The sequence below is a fragment of the Devosia sp. genome (genome assembly GCF_017744655.1).
GTDB lineage: Bacteria > Pseudomonadota > Alphaproteobacteria > Rhizobiales > Devosiaceae > Devosia.
The window spans coordinates 331,951-352,364 of sequence record NZ_JAGIAW010000002.1 but is presented as its reverse complement, the minus strand read 5'-3'; the positions used below and the strand labels follow the sequence as shown (position 1 = coordinate 352,364).

The window sequence follows — 20,414 nt, the reverse complement described above, 5'->3', positions numbered from 1 at the left end:
GTCCCATGGCCCAGGTGGTCCTCAAAGATCTCGTCAAGACCTATGGCCCCGTCTATGCGGCGAAGGATGTGTCGCTGACGGTCAATGACGGCGAATTCGTCGCGCTGGTCGGCCCCTCGGGCTGCGGCAAGACGACGACGCTCAACCTCGTTGCCGGCCTCATCCCCATCACCTCTGGCGACATCGTCATCGGCGACCGCGTGGTCAACGATCTCGACCCCAAGGACCGGGACATCGCCATGGTGTTCCAGAACTATGCGCTCTACCCGCAGAAGACGGTATTCCAGAACCTCGCCTTCCCCCTGCAGATGCGCAAGCTCCCCAAGGCCGAGATCGACGCCAAGGTGCGCGAGGCGGCAAAGGTGCTCGACATCACGCATCTCCTCGAACGCAAGCCCCGCGAACTCTCTGGCGGCCAGCAGCAGCGCGTTGCGCTCGGCCGGGCATTGGTGCGCGACCCGGCCGTCTTCCTGATGGACGAGCCGCTCTCCAACCTCGATGCCAAGCTGCGCGTGCAGATGCGCAGCGAAATCAAGCGCTTCCACCAGGATCTCAAGGCAACGATCATCTACGTCACGCACGACCAGCTCGAAGCAGTCACCATGGCCGACAAGATGGCCGTGATGAACGGCGGGCTGCTCCAGCAATATGACTCCCCGGCCAATGTCTTCGCCAATCCCGTAAACATGTTCGTCGCCAGCTTCATCGGCAGCCCGGCCATGAGCCTCGTGCCACTGGAGGCGGGCAGCGTCGACGGCCGCACCGTGCTCGGCAGCGCCGAAGGCTGGACACTTCCACTCTCGGATCACAATGCCCGGAAGGTCGCGACCTCAACCTCCAAAAACGTCGTACTCGGCGCACGCCATTCCACCATCAAACTGCACAAGAGCGAAGTGGCAGGCTCCGTGCCGGCCAAGGTCTATACGGTCGAACCAACCGGCGACATCACCTTTGTCCAGGCCTTCCTTTCCGGCGCCATCGTCAATATCAGCCTGCCGCCGAGCGTTGTCGTGGCGCCCGATGAAATGGTCTGGCTCGAATTCGACCAGGACCGCATTCACCTCTTCGACGGCCAGACCGAAATGGCGCTGCGCGCCGACTGAGACTAACCATGCCCTCCCATCTCAAGATCACCGCGATCAAGCCCTACCCTGCCCGCGTCGGCATCCGGAACCAGTTCCTCGTCAAGGTCGAGACCGACCAAGGCATCAGCGGCTGGGGCGAAAGCGGCCTCACGGGCCGCGAGAAAGCCGTTGCCGGGGCAATCGAGCATTATCGCGAGTTCCTGATCGGTCAGGATGCCATGCAGATCGGCCGCATCTGGCAGGAAATGTATCGCAGCCAGTATTTCGAAGGCGGGCGCGTCCTGCAGGCGGCAATCTCGGCCATCGATATTGCCCTCCATGACATCAAGGGCAAGGCGCTCGGCGTGCCCGTCTACCAGCTGCTTGGCGGCAAGCAGCGCAATGTCATCCCGACCTTTGCTTCCACGGGCGACAGCGCCGGCGAGGGCGCCATCGAGCGCGCCAAAGAACTCATGGCCATGGGGTTCGATGCCATCCGCTTCTTTCCCATCGGTCAGGACAGCCGCGACATTTTCGAACCGCGCCAATCCATCGCCACCACCGCGCGCCTCTTGAACCGGGCCCGCGCGGAACTGGGTGACGAGGTCGTGCTTGGCATCGATTATCACCATCGCCTCTCGGTGGCCGAGGCGGCAAGCTTCTGCAACAAGCTCGACAAGGGCGTGCTCGATTTCCTCGAAGAACCGATCCGTGACGAGACGCCCGAGGCCTATGAATCCCTGCGCACCATGACCGATATTCCCTTCGCCATCGGCGAGGAATTCGCGAGCAAGTGGCAGTTCGTGCCCTATATCGAGCGCGGCATCCATCAGTTCAATCGCCTCGATGTATGCAATGTCGGCGGCCTGACCGAAGCGATGAAGGTCGCCGGCTGGAGCGAGGCCCATTACGTCGACCTCATGCCGCACAATCCCCTGGGGCCGATCTGCACTGCCGCAACGATCCACATGGCAGCGGCAGTGCCCAATTTCGCCTGGCTCGAGACGCGCTCTCCCGAGCGCGGACTTGGTTTTGACAACGACGACTTCTTCCCCGTTCAGCCCAAGCTCGAAGGCGCGGTCTATCCCGTAAGCGACGCACCGGGCCTTGGGGTTGAGGTCAATGAAGATCTCCTGGCCAAGCAAAATTTCAGTTTCTGGGAAGCCCCGCATCTGCGGCGCAACGACGGATCTGTAACCAACTGGTAGCCCGGCCGGAGTGGAGGACTAGACGTGATCAAGACTGCCGATATCAGCCGCCCGCCCAAGCATCTGATCGAGGGTCTGCGCCACCTGGGCGCCGCTACGATTGCCGGTTCGCTGGGGCATATGGGTTTCAAGAACCCGCATATGACCGGCATCCTGCCCCAGACCAAGGGCAAGACCATTTGCGGTCCGGCCCTGACGCTGCAATGCCTGCCGCAGCGCCCCGACCTTTTCAGGGAAGGCGAATATGCCGATCCTGAAACCCAGCTTCACCGCCACGTGCTCTACCACGTGCAGGAAGGCGACGTCGTGGTCGTCGACGCGCGCGGCGACATGCGCTCGGGCATTTTCGGGGACATGATGTCCACCTATTTCAAAGGTCGCGGCGGGGCCGGCATCATCATCGATGGCGTCATGCGCGACCGCCCCAATGTCGAAAAGCTCGATCTCGCTCTCTGGCTCAAGGGCTGGTCGCCCAATTACCACGTGCAGACCGACATCTTCCCCAACGCCGTCAATGTCACCATCGCCTGCGGCGGCGTAACTGTCGTTCCCGGCGACATCATCGTTGCCGATGACGATGGCGCGGTCGTCGTGCCGGTATCGATGGCCGAGGCGGTGATGGAAGACGGCAAAAAGCACGCCGAGTGGGAAGAGTTTTCGCGCATGAAGCTCATGGCCGGCGAGCCCTTGCAGCGCTACTACCCGCTCCATCCGGACGCCGAAGACGAATACCAGGCCTGGCGCAAACTCAACCCGATCAAACCGCTCTAGAGCCGATCCCCGGCCCAAGCGAGGCGACAACCGATGAGCCTGATCAGCTATCTGACGACGATCGAATTTGGTGCCGGCACGCTTGCAACACTGCCGGCGCATCTCGCAACGCTAGGCGTGGAACGGCCGCTCCTCGTCAGCGATCGGGGTCTTTTCAGCACGGGCCTCGTCGATCAGGTCAAGGCCCTATGCCCCGCAGGAACAGCGGTCTTCCTCGAGGTGCCACCCAACCCGACCGAAGAGGCGGTGCTCGCTGCCGTCCACATCTTTGCCGAAGCGCACTGCGACGGCGTGGTGGCGCTGGGCGGCGGCTCGCCCATCGATCTTGCCAAGGGGGTTGCCCTCCTTGCAAGTCATGAAGGGCCGCTCGAACGCTATGCCATGATCCTTGGCGGGCTCGAACACATCACCGGCAATCTTGCGCCCGTCATCGCCATCCCGACCACGGCTGGCACCGGGGCCGAAGTCGGGCGCGCCGCCCTGCTGACGCTCTCAGATGGTCGAAAACTCGGCTTCATCAGTCCACACCTGATCCCGCGCCGCGCCCTCTGCGATCCGGAACTGACGCTCGGTCTGCCGCCCGGCCTCACCGCTGCCACCGGGCTCGACGCGCTTTCCCATTGCATCGAAACCTTCTTCTCGCCCCGTTACAATCCACCCGCCGAAGCCATCGCCCTCGATGGCGCGGCCCGCATCTGGCGCAGCATCGACCGTGCGGTCGCCGATGGCCAGGATATCGATGCGCGCACTGAGATGATGATGGGCTCGCTCCAGGGCGGCCTGACATTCCAGAAGGGGCTCGGCGCAGTCCATTCCCTGTCACACGCGCTTGGCGGGCTTAAAGCGGTCTCGCTGCATCATGGCACACTCAATGCCATTCTCATGCCCGAAGTTCTGGCGTTCAACGCCGACGTGACAGCGGAAAAACTCGCTCGCCTCACCACCGTTCTCGGCCTGCCGTCCGGCACCGACCTGCCCGACGCTCTTCGCACGCTCAACAAACGCCTTGGTATCCCCAGGGGCCTTCGAACGCTTGGTGTCACGGATGCAATGCTCGACACGGTCATCACCGGCGCCTTGGCCGACCATAGCCATCAGACCAATCCCAAGCTCCTGTCGGCTGACGACTACCGGACCATTCTCGCCAAAACCATGATCTGAAACCTTCAATCGGAAGAAGAACAATTGAAGATAACCTCGGTCAAGACGGCTGCTACGGTCGGCCATTGCATGCATTTGTGGGTTCGTATCGAAACCGATGCGGGGATCACCGGCATTGGCGAATGCGTCCATGGCGGCCATCAGGCGATTGCCATTATCCAGCATGAACTTGCCGAAAAACTGGTCGGCCGCGATCCCTTCGCCATCGATGCGATCTTTGAAGAGATCCGGCGCAGCCTCGTCTTCGAAGGCGGCTTTGCCGGGGCCCTGATCACCGCCCTGACCGGGGTCGAGATTGCGCTGTGGGATCTCAAGGGCAAGGCGCTCGGTGTACCGATCTATGAGCTGCTCGGCGGCAAATTCCGGGACAACATCCGCGTCTATTGCGACTGCGAGGTGTCTCCCGGCATGAACATGGACGAAGTTCAGGCCGAGGTGGATCAGGTTCTCGCCGCCGGCTTCACCGCGCTCAAGGTAGACCTGGATATCCGCGCCTATGGCCATACCGGAACCGAGACCGGGTGGTATGAGAAGGACGGCTTCAACATGACTCCCAACAAGTGGGAGCATGATCGCATGGTGCAACTGGCCGAGATGGTGGTGAAGGCCGCCGGCAAGGGTGTGGAAGTCGCGTGCGATCTGCATACCAGGCTCGACAAGCACAGCGCCATTCGCCTCGCGCGGGATCTCGAGCATCTGCAGCTGATGTGGCTCGAAGAGCCGATCCCGCCTGAAAACATTGATGTCATGGCCGAGATCACGCGCTCGACCTCGACCCCGATTTGCGCTGGCGAAAATCTCTACCTCCGGCATGGCTTCCGCAAGCTCCTGGAACAGCAGGCGGTCGATATCATCATGCCCGATATTCCCAAATGCGGCGGGCTATCGGAATGCCGCAAGATCGCAGAGCTTGCCGATCTGTATTCGATCCCCTTCGCCCCGCATAACGTCTCCTCGCCCATCGGCACCATGGCATCCGCCCAGGTCTGTGCCACGGTGCCGAATTTCCTCGTGCTGGAGTTCCACTGGTTCCATCGCGACTATTGGTCGACCATCACCGACGGTGGCGACATCATCAAGAACGGCAAGATCGCCCTCAACGATCGGCCCGGTATCGGGCTTGAACTCAATGAAGAGGTGGCGAGAGCCCATCAATATCCGGGCACGACATGGTTCCAATGACACGCTTTTAATCGCTGATCAGCAATACCGGAGAGCTGTCGGCCGTAAAAACATGACGCTTCCTGGAAGGTCCAACGTCTTGATGCTGCCCTTGTTTAAGCATGAACGCGAAAAGCCGTCCATTGGCTACATCCGCGAGCCGTGACTAATGGCGGCTTTCGAATGCTGTCTGTGGCTCCCAACGGCCGAAACGGGGTCGGCAGCGGCCTAGCCGGAAGGCACCCCGTTTCAGTCATTCTGCTAAAGTTCTCGGACTGCCAAAAGCGGCCATCGGCCTCATAAAGCACAATATTGATGTCGCCGTCCTATGAGGAGATAATATGTATTGTCGGGGTCAGTGACACATATCAGCCTCAAAAGCCCCTATACCTCAAGACGGCTATGCCAACGCAGAAACTGCGAGGGGTTAGCCACTATCCCAAAGCGAACATATTGGAATTCGTCGCGCGCATAGCGCGCCTGAACCGTTGACCTGATCTCGCAATTCGCGATACTTTCATGTTGCTCCATAGGAGCAGACGCGAGCATTTTCTGCTTTTGCGCATAGAGGTTCAAATGCCCCGAGTCGCTTCTCATCGAAACCACATGTGGAATTCTGAGAAGATGACAAATTATGCGCACATTGCATTTGGGCATCCTGGCCCATGTAGACGCAGGCAAGACTAGCCTTACTGAACGACTGCTTTTTGACGCTGGCGCCATCAAAAAACTTGGCAGCGTCGATGCTGGCAATACGCAAACAGATAGTCTCGACCTCGAGCGGCAACGCGGCATAACCATCAAGGCCGCGGTAGTGTCTTTTTCGATCGGCAACACGATCGTCAATCTCGTCGACACGCCCGGTCACCCCGACTTCATTGCCGAAGTCGAGCGTACGCTCGGCATCCTTGATGCCGCCGTGGTCGTAGTCTCAGCAGTGGAGGGCGTTCAGGCGCAGACGCGTGTCCTGGTACGCGCTCTGCGTCGGTTGCGCGTACCCTTCGTGTTTTTCGTCAACAAGGTCGATCGACTCGGCGCAGACTACGCGCGTGTCATTGCATCGCTGGCCGAGCAATTGCAGCTACGTGCCTTGGCGATGTCGGCAATCAGCAATGCCGGCAGCAAGACCATGATGGTCACGGCGCGGGATTTTGCTACTGAGCCATCGCGGCAGGTCCTGGTCGACCTCCTGGTCGAAAATGATGATGACCTCCTTGACGATTTTGTCCTCGCGCCCCAGGGCCTGACCGAGCAAAGGGTGCGGCACGCTCTGGTGGAACAAGTGCGAAAAGGCGTGATCCATCCGGCCTTTGCTGGTTCAGCGGCGACTGGGGCCGGTGTCGACGCCCTGATGTCGGCCATTGAAACCATGCTGCCGGGCCGGCAACCAGATTCCACGGGGCCTGTGCAGGGACATATTTTTAAGATCGATCGCGGTTGGGGCGGTGAAAAACAAGCGTATCTGACTTTGACATCGGGCACGATCCAAGTCCGCGATTTGCTCGACTTGCCAAAGGGCCAGGAACGCGTCACCAGCATCCATGTCTTTGACGCCGGCAGGCTCGTGCCGACCGGCATTCTCGGCGCTGGACAGGTTGGCCGCATCAGTGGGTTGGCCGGTGCCGTCATCGGCGATATCGTCGGGCCGAATTCGGCTTTTGAGCGGCGGGCCTATTTTGCAGCTCCCACCCTCGAAACGCAGGTACTGGCGCGGCGTCCGTCGGATCGGCAGGCGCTATGGATTGCCCTGGGCCAGTTGGCCGAGCAGGATCCGCTGATAAACCTCCGCCACAACGAGGACGCGGGCGAAATCTTCGTGTCGCTTTATGGCGAGGTGCAGAAAGAAGTCATAGGCTCGACGCTGGAGCAGGATTTTGGCCTGGCGGTCGATTTCCTCGAAAGCACAGTGATCTGTGCGGAACGGTTGGTCGGCGTCGGCGAAGCTCTGGACGTGCTGTTTGAGAGCGATAATCCATTCTTTGCTACGATTGGCCTGCGCGCCGAACCACGCCCGCCAGGCGCCGGCAACACCTTCACCTTTGCCGTTAATAGCGGCCTCATGCCGGCAGGCTTTTATCGTGCCGTCGAGGAGACTGTAGCCGAAACCTTAAAGCAGGGTCGGTTTGGCTGGCCGGTGATCGATTGCCAATTCACTATGACCGCCGCAGGTCAGGCGGCACCGGAGAGCACAGCGGCAGATTTCCGGCAATTGACGCCCTTGGTGGTGGCGGCAGCGCTCTCCGCGGCGGAAACTTTTGTCTGCGAACCGGTCAGTCGGTTCCGGATCGATGCGCCACCGGAGACGATCGGCAGTCTGCTGACCCTGCTGGGTCAAGCCGGAGCCACGTTAGCGGGCACCGTAGTCGAAAGCAGGGCGGCCAGGCTGGAAGGCACTATCGCGACCGCTTCGTTGCAACGGCTCCAGAGGCAATTGCCTGACGTGACGAGTGGTGCCGGGACAATGGAAAGCGCCTTCGATCATTACGCGCCGATGGGATCGCCGAACGGACGGCTAAGGACGGGATTCAATCCGTTCGACCGCAGCAACTATCTGGCCAAGTGGCGTCGTTCCCCCGCATAATGAACGATAGCTGAGCTTTCTGAGGCGGGACAAAGAGTGACGCCCCAGATCATCTCACGCTCAATCGGCCACCAAGCCTGTTCCCTCAGGACTGCCGCAATCCCTATCTATGCCTCGGTGGCATTGCCGAACCACGTACCAAGGGCTTCATTAAGGCCCTTGGCACTACCCTCCCCCACCCAGACCACGTGCCCATCTGGCCGGATCAACACGGCGGTCGGCGCCTCGACCACGCCGATCACGGGAAGCTCGCATTTCCCCACCAACTTCGCGTCAATCAGTTTAATGCGGTCTGCCCGGCCCACGATATCGAGGCTCCCGGGTTCGCCGAAATTGAGCAGCAGCGGCCTTGCATCATGCAGGAAGGCAAAGACCCGCGTTGGGCCGTCGCCAGTGACAAGATCCAGGTCGGGCATGCGGCGTCCAAGCAGCCCGTGTCCCTCGCCCAGGTCGTACCGGATGTCGAGGCTCGACATCATTGCCGCATACCACCTGCGCAGCGCATCCATTTGCATCACCCCCACCATCATCTCGCGCAAGGCGCTGGTTCGCGCGTCACCACGATTGAGCGCGGTGAGTGCCAGGGTGTTCTTGAGCAGCGCCGCTCCCACCGGATGCCGTTCGGCATGGTAGGTGTCCAGCAGGCTGTCCGGTGAAATGTCCCGGACCACCTGCGCCAGCTTCCACCCCAGATTCACCGCATCCTGCAGACCAATATTCAGCCCCTGTCCGCCGACCGGAGAATGCACATGGGCTGCATCACCCGCCAGCAAGATGCGTCCCTTGCGGTAGGCGGCCGCCTGCCGCGCCGCATCGGTGAACCGCGACAGCCAAGTGACATTATGAACGCCGAAGTCCGATCCATAGGCAGCAACAAGCGCAGCACGAAGGGCGGCGCTGTCGGGCTCGCCCCGCTCAAGCTCCTGCTCCGTCACGACGCCGCGCACGCGCTTGCCGTCCTCGAGCCTGCCAAGGGCATAGACCCCTTTTTCACCATGACGCATGCCTAGTGCCGGTTCGTCCGCCATATCGGCTTCGAAAATCAGGTAACTGATGGCCGGGTCCCAGCCTGGGAAGTCGATATTGGCGGTCTTGCGGACAAGGCTGCGACCGCCATCGCATCCGACAAGAAATTTCGATTCCAGCATCCGAGTGTCATCTAACCTGACGGTCACGCCGGTGTCGTCTTGCTCGGAGCCCGTGACCTCGCAGCCGCGATAGACCGGCACCGCCAGTTCGGAAATCCAGTCGGCCAGGCCGCGCTCTATCTTGGCCTGCCACAGCGCGAGCGTGTAGTTGTGGCGGGTCGGCCGATCGCTGGCGTCAAGAACGACTCCTGCAAACAACACGACATGATGCTTGTCCCCTTGCGACACGAAACGGTCGGCTATGCCGCGTTGGTCGAGAAGTTCGATCGCTCGCGGATGCAACCCGCTGGCGCGTGAGCCTTCGACCTCCTGGTTCACACGCCGTTCGACAATTGCGACATCGACGCCTGCCAGGGCCAGTTCTCCCGCCAGCATCAGCCCGGTCGGACCGCCTCCGGCGATAATCACGTCATGCGTTGAAAGGGGCATTTCCGTCACCTCGCGAAATCAGAACGGGCCTGAATTTACGCGATGACCGGAGTCTTGAAGCAAGACGGTTGCGCACCACATATCAGAGTGGGAAGAGATCATGGTCGCGGGGTGATGAAATCTCGCCTGTCGTGGCGGTTGGCAGCGATGACGGATCACCCCTGAAAGCATTCCGAAGTTGTCGCAAGCCTTCCTCAATCCGGTCGGTTGCGATGGCACCATAACCGAGCACAATCCCTGCGCGCCGCGTATCTCCCACGGCGAATGACGAAAGCCTGTGGACTTGCACCCCCGCATCGGCAGCGCGACCGGTCACCCTGGCGATGTCGTCTATCGATGCCGACCTTGCCAGTGCCGCCAGGTGTATCCCTGTAGTCGATGGAACCAGTTCGAGATGCTCGGCGAAATCGACAGCGATGATCTCCGAGATCATCTGATGCCGCACGCGATATATCTTGCTGGCCTTCCTGACATGTCGGGCGAAACTGCCGTCCCCGATGAAGCGTGAAAGGGCCGCCTGCTCCAAGGTCGATGTAGTCCAGTCGCTGACATATTTCGCCTTCTGCACTGCAAGGCGCAGATTTTCCGGCACCACCACGAATCCGAGCCGCAGCGTGGGCAGCAGTGTCTTCGAAAAGGAACCGACATAGACGACACGGCCGGCGGTATCGAGCGTCTGCAGCGCATCGAGCGGTCGGCCCTGGAAACGGAACTCCCCCTCGTAGTCATCCTCGATGATCGCGGCTCCGTTTCGGTCGGCCCAATCGAGCAAGGCCCTTCGGCGTGCCAGCGTCATGGTGACCGTTAGCGGATATTGATGCGATGGCGTGACATAGATGGCTTTGACGCCGGCCGGCAAAGCATCGACGACCAGGCCATCGCCATCGACCGGCACGCCTATCACCTGGATACCGGCCGCTTCGAAGGCTCGCCTTGGAGCCTCGTAGCCGGGATCTTCCATGGCTATGCGATCCCCAGGGGAGAGTAGAACGCGCGACAGCAGGTCGATCGCCTGCTGGGTACCATTGGTGATGACGACGTCGTCGAGCGATGCGCTGATCCCTCGCGACACACCAATGTGCCGGGCGATTGCCCCGCGCAGTTCTGCATGACCGGCCGGCGACCCGTATTTTGCCTCGCCGGAGACCTCATTGGCATGCAATTCACGCGCGATCAGCCGGCGCCATTGCCTATGCGGAAACAGTGACGCGTCGGGCAGGCCGGTACGAAAATCGAACTCCGCCGGATGATCGAACGCCGTGGGCAATGGAATCGTCGCCCAGACCGGGCGTGGTTCCAAGGCGTGTCGCCGCGGCGGGTCGAGAGGTTTCCGCGCCTGCGAAGACGAGACGCTTACAAAGGTCCCGGCGCCTTGTACCGACTCGATAAAGCCCTCCCCGGCAAGCTGTTCATAGGCGATCACGACCGTCGACCGTGCGACGTTCAGAGATTGTGCGAGTTCGCGGCTCGAGGGCAGGCGGTCTTTTGGCAGCAGCATGCCGCCGACGATGGCGCGCCGCGTCTGGCGATAAATCTCCCCGCTCAGGTCGTCTCTTTCCGCCAGATTGATGTGCAACACTATCGAACGCGCCCCAAGTGGTCTGACATACTCGGTCAGAATTGGACCTTTTGCCAGTCCTCTCTGGCGTCTAGGAAGGTCACACTCTTAGGAGATTGAGCATGAAGCGGTTTCTCGCTGTCGCCGTTGCGGCCGTTGTGAGCGTTGGCCTTCTTGGCTTCGGCATCTGGATAGCGATGTTGCCGCCCACCACTGTGCTGACGCCCCAGATACCGCCAGCGGCCGAGGCAAAGGCCGCACGTGAAGCACTTGCGCCTAAGCGATCGGGACGTCCTGTCATTGCAGTGATCGGTCTCAACGATGCGACCGAAACGACCGATTATCTGATGCCGACAGGGATCCTGCGGCGTGCCGATATTGCCGATGTGATGATGCTGGCGACAGCTCAGGGACCGGTGCAGCTTTATCCGGCGCTGAATGTCGAGCCCGACGCCACCATTTCTGAATTCGACGCCGCCCATCCCGATGGGGCTGACTATGTGGTCGTGCCGGCGATGAGCAGGGATGACGACCCTGCCGTACTGGCTTGGCTGCAGCAGCAATCGGCCAAGGGTGCCATAGTCATCGGGATCTGTGCCGGAGCGAAGGTCGTCGGCGCGGCCGGACTGCTCGATGGAAAACGCGCTACGACGCACTGGTTCTATCTTAGAGACCTGCTCCGGCGCAGCCCGACCATCGACTATGTCGCTGACCGCCGCATGGTGATCGACGGCAACATCGCGACGACCACGGGCATTACAGCCTCCATGCCGATGATGCTGACGCTGATCGAGGCCATCGCCGGACGCGAAAAAGCCCAGGGGGTAGCCGCCGAGCTCGGGGTCGAGCACTGGGATGCGCGGCACGCGAGCGGGGCATTCACGCTTACGCGGCCCTTCGTCACGACCATCATGGCTAACACGCTCGCTTTCTGGAACCGCGAAGAGTTCGAGATGGCCCTTGAAGAAGGTATGGACGAGGCCTCGCTCGCCCTGGTGGCTGATGCGTGGTCGCGGACTTACCGCTCCAAGGTGGTCTCGTTCGCCCAGGCGCCTGTCATCGTATCGGCAAATGGCATCCGCATCCTGCCCGACCGCAACTCCCAAGAAGGGTCTACGGAAAGCATGGTTTCGAACTTTTCCGATCAGAAACCCGCGGCGGCACTGGACCAGGGTCTGCAGGCGATCAACGAACGATATGGCCTAGGCACGGCAGATGTCGTGGCGATGCAGCTCGAATATCCAACGTCAAACACGGCGCGATAGCGGAATTCCGCATCCTCGCTCCAGCCAGCTCATGGAGAGACTTCAATGATCAGCACAATCGCAATCCTGGCTGCACGACTGATTTTCGGTGGCGCGTTTCTCGTGGCCTTAGTCATGAAGTTCATGGGTATCGGAGACACCGCGGCCGCTATCGCATCGATCGGTTTTCCCTTTCCGCTGTTTTTTGCCTGGGCGGCGGCCTTTTTCGAACTTGGCCTGGTCCTGGCGTTTTTTACCGGGGCCCTCTTCACCGAGGCTGCGGCGCTGGCTGCGGTCTATGTGCTGTTCCTCGGCTTTGCCTTCTACGGTCCGGCCTCCTGGCCGGGCAATCCGATGCAGATGGGGCTCTTCATCAATCATCTCACCTTCGTCGCCGGGCTGTTATTCGCCGCCGTGCATGGCCCCGGCAGGACCCTGGTCCTGGCTCGGGCGGTTCCCTGGCTGGCCGTCCGCCGATCCTAGTTCGATACGACCAAATCCAGTGCGAGGAGATTATCGGCCATGTCACGCGTTTACGTTCAGAACTTCTCGATTTCGCTCGACGGTTTCGGAACCGGCGAGGGCACAAGCCGGGACACGCCATTCGGCCATGCCGGCGAACGGCTGCACGAATGGATGTTCGAAACCCGGTGGTGGCGGAAAGCCTCCGGCCAGTCGGACGGCAGCGGCGGCATCGACGACGCCTTTGTCCGCCAACATGACGCTGGCATTGGTATCGAGATCATGGGAGCCGGTAAATTCGGCTATCCCGGATGGCATGAGGACCCCGATTGGAAAGGCTGGTGGGGCGCCAACCCGCCCTTTCACACGCCGGTATTCGTGCTCACCCATCACCTTCGATCGCCGATTGAGATGGAGGGTGGCACGACCTACCACTTCATCGACGCCTCGCCCGCCCGAGCGCTTGAGATGGCTCGCGAGGCTGCAAATGGCCAGGGCATACGCATCGGAGGGGGCGCGATCGTGGTTCGAGACTTTCTCGCCGCCGGGCTTGTCGACCATGCGCACATCGTGGTGACGCCGATTTTGCTCGGCCGGGGCGTAAGGCTCTGGGATGGCCTGGAGTCTCTGGAGCAGCGCTATGAGATCGAAGCCGTCTCATCACCCAGCGGCGTCACACATTTGACCTTCAGCCGACGCGGTGCATGACGCGGGCATCCAACGCCGCCGTCCGTGGCCATGAACTATCGGGGGCAGAGCATGGTCGGCACACAAACGGTTTCATTTTCAGGAAGCAATATACGATGACCTTCGCCAGGCTGCTCAGCCTCGTCCTGCTGTTTTCGCCAAACGCCATCATTGGCTCTGCGACCGCACAGGACCTGCCAGACGCGCTGGAGCGCTTCGCTGGAGAAACCCGGATCGAAACGCAGCCACCCCTGCCTACCCATCTTGAGCTGCATCGGGATGGCGCCGCGATCAAGGGCACCATTTCCATGCCCATCGGCGCGTTCGAGATGACGGCGACGCAGCAGCAGATTGGCTCGATCACCGGCAGTTTCGAAGGCCCCGGTGGCACTGGAGACATGACCCTGGCCGTCGACGGGGACATGTTGACCGGTACCTTCTCCCTTGGCGAGGCTCGGGGCACGATCAGCGCCCAGCGTACCGTTCTCGACGCCCGGACGTTCTTCCTGCCCCCTCCGGAGATGGTGGACTTGACGACAGCCCAGTGGTTTGAGGATCTCGACCGGCTGACGGAGATCCTCACGCAGGAACATGCCGCGCCCTTTCATAGAATTGCGCGCGAAGAGTTCGAGCGGGAGGTGACGCGTGTTCGCGCCGCGATACCCGATCTCGACGGCATTGGCGTCGCGCTGGAATTGCGAAAACTCGGCGCGTTAATCGGCGACGGCCATACCCAAGTGGCACTTCCCCATAACCCACGCCTGCCTGTCGAGTTCTTCTGGTTCCAAGACGGACTACGCGTCGTCGGGATTTCCGTCGATCATCAGGCCGCGCTAGGGGCAAAACTGGTGGCGGTGAATGCCGTGCCGGTCGATGAGGTGGTGGCGCGCCTGCGCCCTTTTATTCCCGCTGGCGAAACCGAAGGGTTCTTTCGGGCTGGCGTGCCCGGCCTGCTGTCCAATCCAGACGTCCTCGCGGCAATCGGTGTTGTTGACGGCTCGCCGGTTCCCCTCACATTCGAAGCGCAAGATGGCGGGCTCGCACCGGTCGAATTGACCGCGTCATCCGACGCCGGCGAATGGGCCACCCTTAACGGCGGCGCGCCGTTGTGGCAGCAGGAAGGCAACCAGAGCTTCTGGAGCCAGACGCTTGCCGATGGCAGCTTGTATGTGAACTGGCGCTCCTATGACCACCTAGCCGACAAAGTAGCCGCCCTGTTGCGAGATCTCGACGCGCAGCGCCCTCCCCGCCTCATTATCGACCTGCGCGACAATACCGGCGGGGACTACAATGCCGGCCGGGCCTTCATCGAAGCGATTGGCAGCCGTCCCTGGCTTAATAGAGCTGGTGGCCTCTACGTCCTCATCGGTCGCACCACCTTCTCTGCCGCGATGACGAACGCTGTCGACTTCAAGACCATGACCAACGCCATCCTGGTCGGCGAACCGGCCGGCGCGGCACCCAACAACTGGCAGGAAGTGCGACGCTTCAACTTGCCAAATTCGGGGCTCCTCGTTGGTGTCTCGACCCTCCACTACGAGTTTCTGCCCGGCGAAGCCGAAGTTCGCCCCGATCTCCATGTCTGGTCCGAGCCGGGCGACTGGGGCGCCAGCCAGGACGCGAGCGTGCGCCTGATCCTGGCACAGCCCTAGATCCCGGGCGCGCAATAGGCGCCTCAGGAAGATGAGAAACGGATGCGAAAGGAGAACGTCATGCTGGTGAAAATACCCTACGTGGCGCTGTTGGTCAGCGATCAGGACAAAGCCCTCGATTTCTACACGACCATCATCGGTTTCGAGAGGCGGGTTGACGCTGCAACGCCGAACGGGCCGCGGTTCCTGACCATAGGCGTTCCGGGGCAAGACTTCGAATTGCTTCTCTGGCCAGGCACGCCAGCCAGGGCCGAACTCGGTTCCGCCGTCTACACCATCGAAGTGGACGATTGCCGGGCAACGTTCGAAACGTTTGCCTCTCGCGGCGTGACATTTGAGCCGCCAGAGTTACTGGAGTTTCCGTGGGGCTATGCCGCAAGGTTTAGAGATCCCGACGGGAATCTGCTTCAGTTGCGCGAAGGGCGCGGCACCGCCCGTGTTTAAGTGAACGCGTAACCCGAAGCGAATCTGGAGAGATAACCAAGGAAGGCGAAGCCATGCGCGCATCCGATCTTCAGGACGCGGCGGCGGAACTTCGGGCCGCCGCGCCTCCGCCGCACACCAGGGGCTGATGACCCGTGATAAGCACCAGGCCGTGGTCGGCGAGCCTTTGACGCTCGGAAGACCTACCACCACCGATTCACACTTCAGGCTGGCCAGTTTTGGTGGTCGTCCTGGCCCCGTTCGGATAGCCGAAATGTAGTCGCAACGGCTCATCTGCAACGCGCCACATTCCGGACGTCCAGACCTCTATCTCGAATTCCCGAAAGCTGCCGTTCGCGCTTCGCCTCAATCATGCCGGCGCGGGGGTGGAAAGACGACTGGCAGCTTTTCGGGCGTTGATGCACGAAAGTAGCCTTAGGTTCGCCCAAACACTGCATCGAACCAATAGCCACGCTAATCTGCGAACCAGCCTCCATTCGTTCGCAGGATCGCCAGCGTCATGTTCAACCTAAAGGAGAAGGCTGGTGGACGGGGCACAACCTAAAGCTGCGCATGGACACTCTTGGAAGCATAGGTCGGAGATCCAGAGTAGCGGCACCTGCGCCTGCTTCTTCTGTCTCAGTATTTTGCGCCAAGCGAAATTTCGGAGTGGATCGATGACGCACAGGCTGCGATGTGTCCGCGATGTGGCATTGACTCGGCAATCGGCGGTGCCTCTGGACTACCGATCTCAGAAGCCAGTTTCATGGACGAAGTGGCCAACCACTTCTTTGGCGGCCCGGTCAATTTTCCTGGGGCCTAGTCCTTCGCGGACAATTTCTGAACGTTTGGGTACTGGAATATGAAAAGCGGCTTTCGTGTCATATACTTTGTGAAGGCGCGCGACTGGATCCGGAACTAAAGGACTTCCCACTCTTGTCCTTCCAGGAAACCACCAGAGTTGTCGATGTCTGGGCAGATGGTCACACTGGGATAGGCCGAAGTAGCGATATGTTAGAGTTGGGAGGCACTCGCCTTCCAGACCAACTAGACCCGGAAGTCCCTACGCCAAGAACTGCCAATGTTGAGGTCGAAATTTCACGCGAGCAGTTTGAGACTAGTTGGCGAAACGCGGTCAAGCGAGTGCAGTGGGAGCTTACCGTGACGGTTTTCTCCAGGCTAAATTGGAAGAGCGAGAAGTCGTCTGGAACGCCCCCCAGTACGACGATCGAGACCAACGGGTGTGCGCTGGAAAAGGTCGCGCGCTTCAGTCGCGTTGCCCCTTCAGTTCAGCGATACGCATCTTGAGGTATTCTCCCTTCTAAGGAAGTCGTACCTATTGGCCACTCGCGTCGGCCACAGGGTCGCATTTTAGTCGGTCCTGGCCCGGGAAGGTTCCTGAGCACAACTGGCGCAGCAGCCCGGTGAGGACGGGATCGGCACCATCCAGTTCGATGGCATGGTTGAGTGCCTGCACCCCAGTTTTTGTTTCGCCGAACAGTTGCAGTCGAACCGCCCCCTCTATGGCAAACGGCACAGGATCGAATGGTGTAAATTGCTGCGCTCGAGCCAGGTGGGCAACGGCCTCCTCAAGGTTGTCGGCGGCCTCCGCCGCCTGGACTAAGCTGAGAGCGGCCATTTGGTGAGCGATGGACAGAGCGACATTGTCTTCGGGCTTCGCTTGATCGGTGAATGCACGAAAAGCGCGCACAGCGCCGCGGAAATTGCCCAGCCCGAAGCGGGTGAAGCCGTTGACGAGATGAATGGCCGGATGGGAATAATGCGGTATCCAGCCCTCGTCGGTGATCCAGCCGCTCCCGGTGGCCGATCGCAGTTCCAGCCACAACCGTCCGCCCAGGCGCTGCGCACCCACGACATCGAGTACCTCCCCCGCGCGCACGTCGGTCGAGCGTTCCGCCCCGCCATCGGGTGACACCCAGAGTTGGCCCGCGCGCGATGTGGTCACAGTCTGGGGGATCATCTCGGTGTGATAGAGGTTCAGATAAGACTGGCGCTCGGCGTGTGTCAGCAGGAACCATTGCTCGGTGATGTCTTCGACCGCAATGGCGGCGCCAACCGGCAGCTTGCCAACGATCTCGGCCTTATTCGAGGGCCCCGCGCGGACATCGACCCCATCCGGGCACTGGCTGGAGAGGCCGCATCGCGTCAGCAGTGGCCGGGCGAACAGTGCCGCACGCTCATGCAGATCGGGCTGGAAGTCGATGCGCCAAGCCGGAATGTCGAGGGTGAGTTCGGAGATTACACCATTCTCTCCAGAAAGTGACAGGTCCAGCCAGTCAGAGTCGCCAGGAAACACCGACAATGACGGCTGAAAGAGGATGTCCCCCTTGTCCTCGAGCACTGAGCCCCAGAGCGCGATATGAGCGCCTTGGGCCCCGGCAATCGCCACCGCCTCGCGGTGATAGCCATTGGCAATGAATTCCTCCATCACCGCTTGGTCGTCGGTCCCCAGCATGCCGGTCAGTTCGTCGTTTCGGTCCAGCGCGTAGATTACGCCCGCTCCGGCTTGATCATAGATCGCGCTAAAGGCTTCCCGCCAGTTGAGGCGGCTCAGCGAGTGCCCGGCTCCCGTGCCAGTAATGTCGACATATTCTATGATTGTCGTGCGGAATTTTACATTAGGCAGGATCTGCCGCGCGCAGAACTCGACGAGCAGGCATTCCGCGCCGATGGCTGGAGCGGCCACCAAGGCCATCGCACATCCCACCAGCCAGCTCTTGTTCAAGTTGCGGCCCGCCGCAGCTTAGCGATGTAGTTGAGAAGAGCGTTCACATCGACTAGGATATGGTCGTCTTCCGTCAGCTGTTTCCTGAGAGCCAGCAGCAATTGCTCGGATCGATCAATGGCGGCCTGGTCGCTGCCGCGATTGTAGATTTCCTCGACGGCTAACGACAGGACCGCCCGCCGTGACCACTCCGGGTTCAGGCGCGCGCTCATGCGTGCGGCGCTGACGTCATCGCGGATGGGCAGAGCATCCACGATGGTTGCGAGGTGAAAGGGCCGCCCGTTCTGCGGATTGGGCCTTATCGGGAAGAAATAGGAGGTCAGAATTAGTTCGCCTTCGACCAGATCGCCTTCTCCAGTGACGATTGCCAGGGCGCCCATGTCGCTGCCCGCGTCGAGTAGTTCGTCGGGCATGTTCGGGTCTATGTCGATCGTGTCGGCGATGACGCCAATCGCCACCTGCTCAAATTCCCCGTCAATGCTCCTATCCAGGGTCGATTGCAGGCCCCTTATCGATCGGACCAGCAGATTTACGATCTTCTCATTCAACGCGTCACTGTCATCCACCACCTGCGAGGGGAAAATCTGCATGGGCGTGACGACAATGCTGTTCCGATGAAAGCCGATCCTCGTGTCCGTCCGGCCTTGTTGGCAGTCTTCATAGGCCTTGCTTGCGGCATCGAGGCTCTCGTTCGCGTTCGGGTACAATTCGTCCTGGTGCCATCGGATCTTCCTCAGCAGTTCCTCCATCGCCTCCCATTCGCCATTGGCGCGGCCGAGGACGCAGGCGGCGAATTCATCGGCACTTCGCTCAATTTCGCGCACGAACGTACCATCGGCCTCGCGATAGGTATCTTCGTTGACAATATGGGCAAGCTCGTGGGCAAACAGGGCAAAGGCGAGGTGGGCGTCGTGCCCAATGACCAAGTTGACCCAATAGTCCTTATAGATGATGTAGTCACCTCTCGGCACGCCGGGCACGCTCCCGTCCGCCGTGTAGGCCCGGACATTGGTCACACGGTCGCAGGCGATGATCGTAACCTTGGTCTGCAGGTGATAGGTGCGCAGCACCTCGCCAAGAACCTGCTCGACCTCGTTCGGGTCCCAGTGACGAACTGGCGGCCCGAGGTCGTTTGGAGCGAAGTGATCCTTAACGCACTGCGTCGGGTTCGCCCAGGCGGTACCACACATCAACAGCACCGCACACAGCAGGGCGACACTGCCGCGCGACATCGCCGCCACCTATTCCTCTTCGCCCAATTCGATATCGATGAGTTCGCCGACATCGGACGCGGCCCCCTGGGAGACGCACTTCGAGCGGTCGAACCGACCGCTGGGCCCCAGGGCCAAGCCGCCATCGAACAGCGTCGCCTCGCATGAGCGGCGAATGACGAGCCCGGGCATGACCTCGCCGCCGGCCCGCACCCAGCGCGCGAACTGCAGGGAGGCATCGTCATATTCTCCCCTATTCAGCATTTTTAGCAGCGTGGACGAGGCAAAATTGGTCTTGCCGACATTGAAGACGAAAGACGACAGCGCCCCGTACTGGTCATCGTTCAGGTCGACCCGCACCAGTTCCTCGACCGCCACCTGGGCCCAACCCAAATCCTTGCGCAAGAGGTCTTCGCCCTGCGCCTCGGTCAGCGGCGTGGCGAATTGCCCCAAGTTAATGTCGGCGCACTTCTTCAACGCGATCAGGTGGCCGTAGCCGATCGTGCAATAGTCGGCGGGGTCGTCATAGGCAGCCGGTATCCAGCCCTCGAAGTGTTTCACAAGGGACATGGTCAGCGCGTTCAACTCACCCGACGGGCGGTCAGACGAGGCGCCGAAGCCATCTTCGAGCATCTCAATCTGCAATTGTGACGGAAATCGATCAACGGCACTCTCCTGTGCCCACACGCCACCGCAAAGAACAAAGACCCCGACCAAGCCAGCAATTCTCATCTGCCCCTCCTGCCATTCCCCAGAGGGCCATCTCTGCCGCGGACAGCTTGGAAATCAACTGAAATCAGAAAGTACGGGTCGAAATATTAATCTAAGCAAATCTGATTTTCCCTGAATGGACTCGGAATTTTACTTATCATTCAACTATATAGATTGCGCTTTGCTGATTGGCGCGT

General features: G+C 60.7%; 16 protein-coding genes. 11 read left to right on the top strand and 5 right to left on the bottom strand.

The window, feature by feature from the left end:
- Nucleotides 1-5: 5 nt before the first annotated feature.
- The 6 genes from J7557_RS07610 to J7557_RS07585 all read left to right on the top strand — a co-directional run bounded on the left by J7557_RS07610 (nt 6) and on the right by J7557_RS07585 (nt 7,946).
- The gene (locus J7557_RS07610; RefSeq protein WP_291418926.1) at nt 6-1,103 is read left to right on the top strand and encodes an ABC transporter ATP-binding protein; all 1,098 of its coding nucleotides are present in this window, start codon (nt 6-8) and stop codon (nt 1,101-1,103) included.
- An 8-nt stretch (nt 1,104-1,111) separates the two neighbouring features.
- On the top strand, nt 1,112-2,272 hold the full coding sequence (locus J7557_RS07605) for a mandelate racemase/muconate lactonizing enzyme family protein (protein WP_291418925.1): 1,161 nt from the start codon (nt 1,112-1,114) through the stop codon (nt 2,270-2,272).
- 24 nt (nt 2,273-2,296) lie between these two features.
- Nucleotides 2,297-3,043 carry a ribonuclease activity regulator RraA gene (locus J7557_RS07600; protein ID WP_291418923.1) on the top strand — a complete coding sequence of 249 codons (747 nt, stop codon included), beginning with the start codon at nt 2,297-2,299 and terminating at the stop codon, nt 3,041-3,043.
- A gap of 33 nt (nt 3,044-3,076) precedes the next feature.
- On the top strand, nt 3,077-4,204 hold the full coding sequence (locus J7557_RS07595) for an iron-containing alcohol dehydrogenase (RefSeq protein WP_291418922.1): 1,128 nt from the start codon (nt 3,077-3,079) through the stop codon (nt 4,202-4,204).
- A 24-nt stretch (nt 4,205-4,228) separates the two neighbouring features.
- Entirely contained in the window at nt 4,229-5,386 is a 1,158-nt protein-coding gene (locus tag J7557_RS07590; protein WP_291418920.1) for a mandelate racemase/muconate lactonizing enzyme family protein, read from the top strand.
- Between the two features lie 613 nt (nt 5,387-5,999).
- Nucleotides 6,000-7,946, top strand: coding sequence for a TetM/TetW/TetO/TetS family tetracycline resistance ribosomal protection protein (locus J7557_RS07585; RefSeq protein ID WP_291418918.1), 1,947 nt, complete (start codon nt 6,000-6,002; stop codon nt 7,944-7,946).
- Between the two features lie 107 nt (nt 7,947-8,053).
- Here the strand turns inward: J7557_RS07585 and J7557_RS07580 are convergent, their stop codons facing one another.
- Together J7557_RS07580 and J7557_RS07575 are read right to left on the bottom strand one after the other, a co-directional pair.
- On the bottom strand, nt 8,054-9,523 hold the full coding sequence (locus J7557_RS07580) for an FAD-dependent monooxygenase (RefSeq protein WP_291418916.1): 1,470 nt from the start codon (nt 9,521-9,523) through the stop codon (nt 8,054-8,056).
- Nucleotides 9,524-9,605: 82 nt separating this feature from the next.
- Nucleotides 9,606-11,102, bottom strand: a complete 1,497-nt coding sequence (locus J7557_RS07575; protein ID WP_291418914.1) for a PLP-dependent aminotransferase family protein — start codon at nt 11,100-11,102, stop codon at nt 9,606-9,608.
- 101 nt (nt 11,103-11,203) lie between these two features.
- On the opposite strand from J7557_RS07575, the gene J7557_RS07570 reads away from it, so the two are divergent.
- The 5 genes from J7557_RS07570 to J7557_RS07550 all read left to right on the top strand — a co-directional run bounded on the left by J7557_RS07570 (nt 11,204) and on the right by J7557_RS07550 (nt 15,570).
- Complete coding sequence (locus tag J7557_RS07570; protein ID WP_291418912.1) at nt 11,204-12,346, top strand: DJ-1/PfpI family protein; 1,143 nt, start codon at nt 11,204-11,206, stop codon at nt 12,344-12,346.
- Nucleotides 12,347-12,391: 45 nt separating this feature from the next.
- Nucleotides 12,392-12,808, top strand: coding sequence for a DoxX family protein (locus J7557_RS07565; protein WP_291418911.1), 417 nt, complete (start codon nt 12,392-12,394; stop codon nt 12,806-12,808).
- 39 nt (nt 12,809-12,847) lie between these two features.
- Nucleotides 12,848-13,495 carry a dihydrofolate reductase family protein gene (locus tag J7557_RS07560; RefSeq protein ID WP_291418909.1) on the top strand — a complete coding sequence of 216 codons (648 nt, stop codon included), beginning with the start codon at nt 12,848-12,850 and terminating at the stop codon, nt 13,493-13,495.
- A gap of 95 nt (nt 13,496-13,590) precedes the next feature.
- Nucleotides 13,591-15,126, top strand: coding sequence for a S41 family peptidase (locus tag J7557_RS07555; protein WP_291418907.1), 1,536 nt, complete (start codon nt 13,591-13,593; stop codon nt 15,124-15,126).
- A 60-nt stretch (nt 15,127-15,186) separates the two neighbouring features.
- Nucleotides 15,187-15,570: a VOC family protein gene (locus tag J7557_RS07550; protein ID WP_291418905.1), complete on the top strand. Its 384-nt coding sequence runs from the start codon at nt 15,187-15,189 to the stop codon at nt 15,568-15,570.
- A 1,315-nt stretch (nt 15,571-16,885) separates the two neighbouring features.
- On the opposite strand, the gene J7557_RS07545 is transcribed toward J7557_RS07550, so the two are convergent.
- Genes J7557_RS07545 through J7557_RS07535 form a run of 3 tightly spaced genes read right to left on the bottom strand, consistent with a single transcriptional unit; the run spans nt 16,886 to nt 20,223 of the window.
- A complete protein-coding gene (locus J7557_RS07545; RefSeq protein WP_291418903.1) occupies nt 16,886-18,265 on the bottom strand; it encodes a hypothetical protein in 1,380 nt (459 codons plus the stop codon).
- A gap of 26 nt (nt 18,266-18,291) precedes the next feature.
- A complete protein-coding gene (locus J7557_RS07540; RefSeq protein ID WP_291418901.1) occupies nt 18,292-19,536 on the bottom strand; it encodes a hypothetical protein in 1,245 nt (414 codons plus the stop codon).
- A complete protein-coding gene (locus J7557_RS07535) occupies nt 19,537-20,223 on the bottom strand; it encodes a lysozyme (protein WP_291418899.1) in 687 nt (228 codons plus the stop codon).
- Nucleotides 20,224-20,414: the final 191 nt, after the last annotated feature.

Excerpts from the sequence above, each read along its gene's own strand:
- J7557_RS07580 (WP_291418916.1), bottom strand. The coding sequence starts at position 9,523 with ATGCCCCTTTCAACGCATGACGTGATTATCGCCGGAGGCGGTCCGACC.
- J7557_RS07570 (WP_291418912.1), top strand. The coding sequence starts at position 11,204 with ATGAAGCGGTTTCTCGCTGTCGCCGTTGCGGCCGTTGTGAGCGTTGGC.
- J7557_RS07585 (WP_291418918.1), top strand. The coding sequence starts at position 6,000 with ATGCGCACATTGCATTTGGGCATCCTGGCCCATGTAGACGCAGGCAAG.
- J7557_RS07555 (WP_291418907.1), top strand. The coding sequence starts at position 13,591 with ATGACCTTCGCCAGGCTGCTCAGCCTCGTCCTGCTGTTTTCGCCAAAC.
- J7557_RS07605 (WP_291418925.1), top strand. The coding sequence starts at position 1,112 with ATGCCCTCCCATCTCAAGATCACCGCGATCAAGCCCTACCCTGCCCGC.
- J7557_RS07545 (WP_291418903.1), bottom strand. The coding sequence starts at position 18,265 with ATGGCCTTGGTGGCCGCTCCAGCCATCGGCGCGGAATGCCTGCTCGTC.
- J7557_RS07560 (WP_291418909.1), top strand. The coding sequence starts at position 12,848 with ATGTCACGCGTTTACGTTCAGAACTTCTCGATTTCGCTCGACGGTTTC.
- J7557_RS07565 (WP_291418911.1), top strand. The coding sequence starts at position 12,392 with ATGATCAGCACAATCGCAATCCTGGCTGCACGACTGATTTTCGGTGGC.
- J7557_RS07610 (WP_291418926.1), top strand. The coding sequence starts at position 6 with ATGGCCCAGGTGGTCCTCAAAGATCTCGTCAAGACCTATGGCCCCGTC.
- J7557_RS07550 (WP_291418905.1), top strand. The coding sequence starts at position 15,187 with ATGCTGGTGAAAATACCCTACGTGGCGCTGTTGGTCAGCGATCAGGAC.
- J7557_RS07595 (WP_291418922.1), top strand. The coding sequence starts at position 3,077 with ATGAGCCTGATCAGCTATCTGACGACGATCGAATTTGGTGCCGGCACG.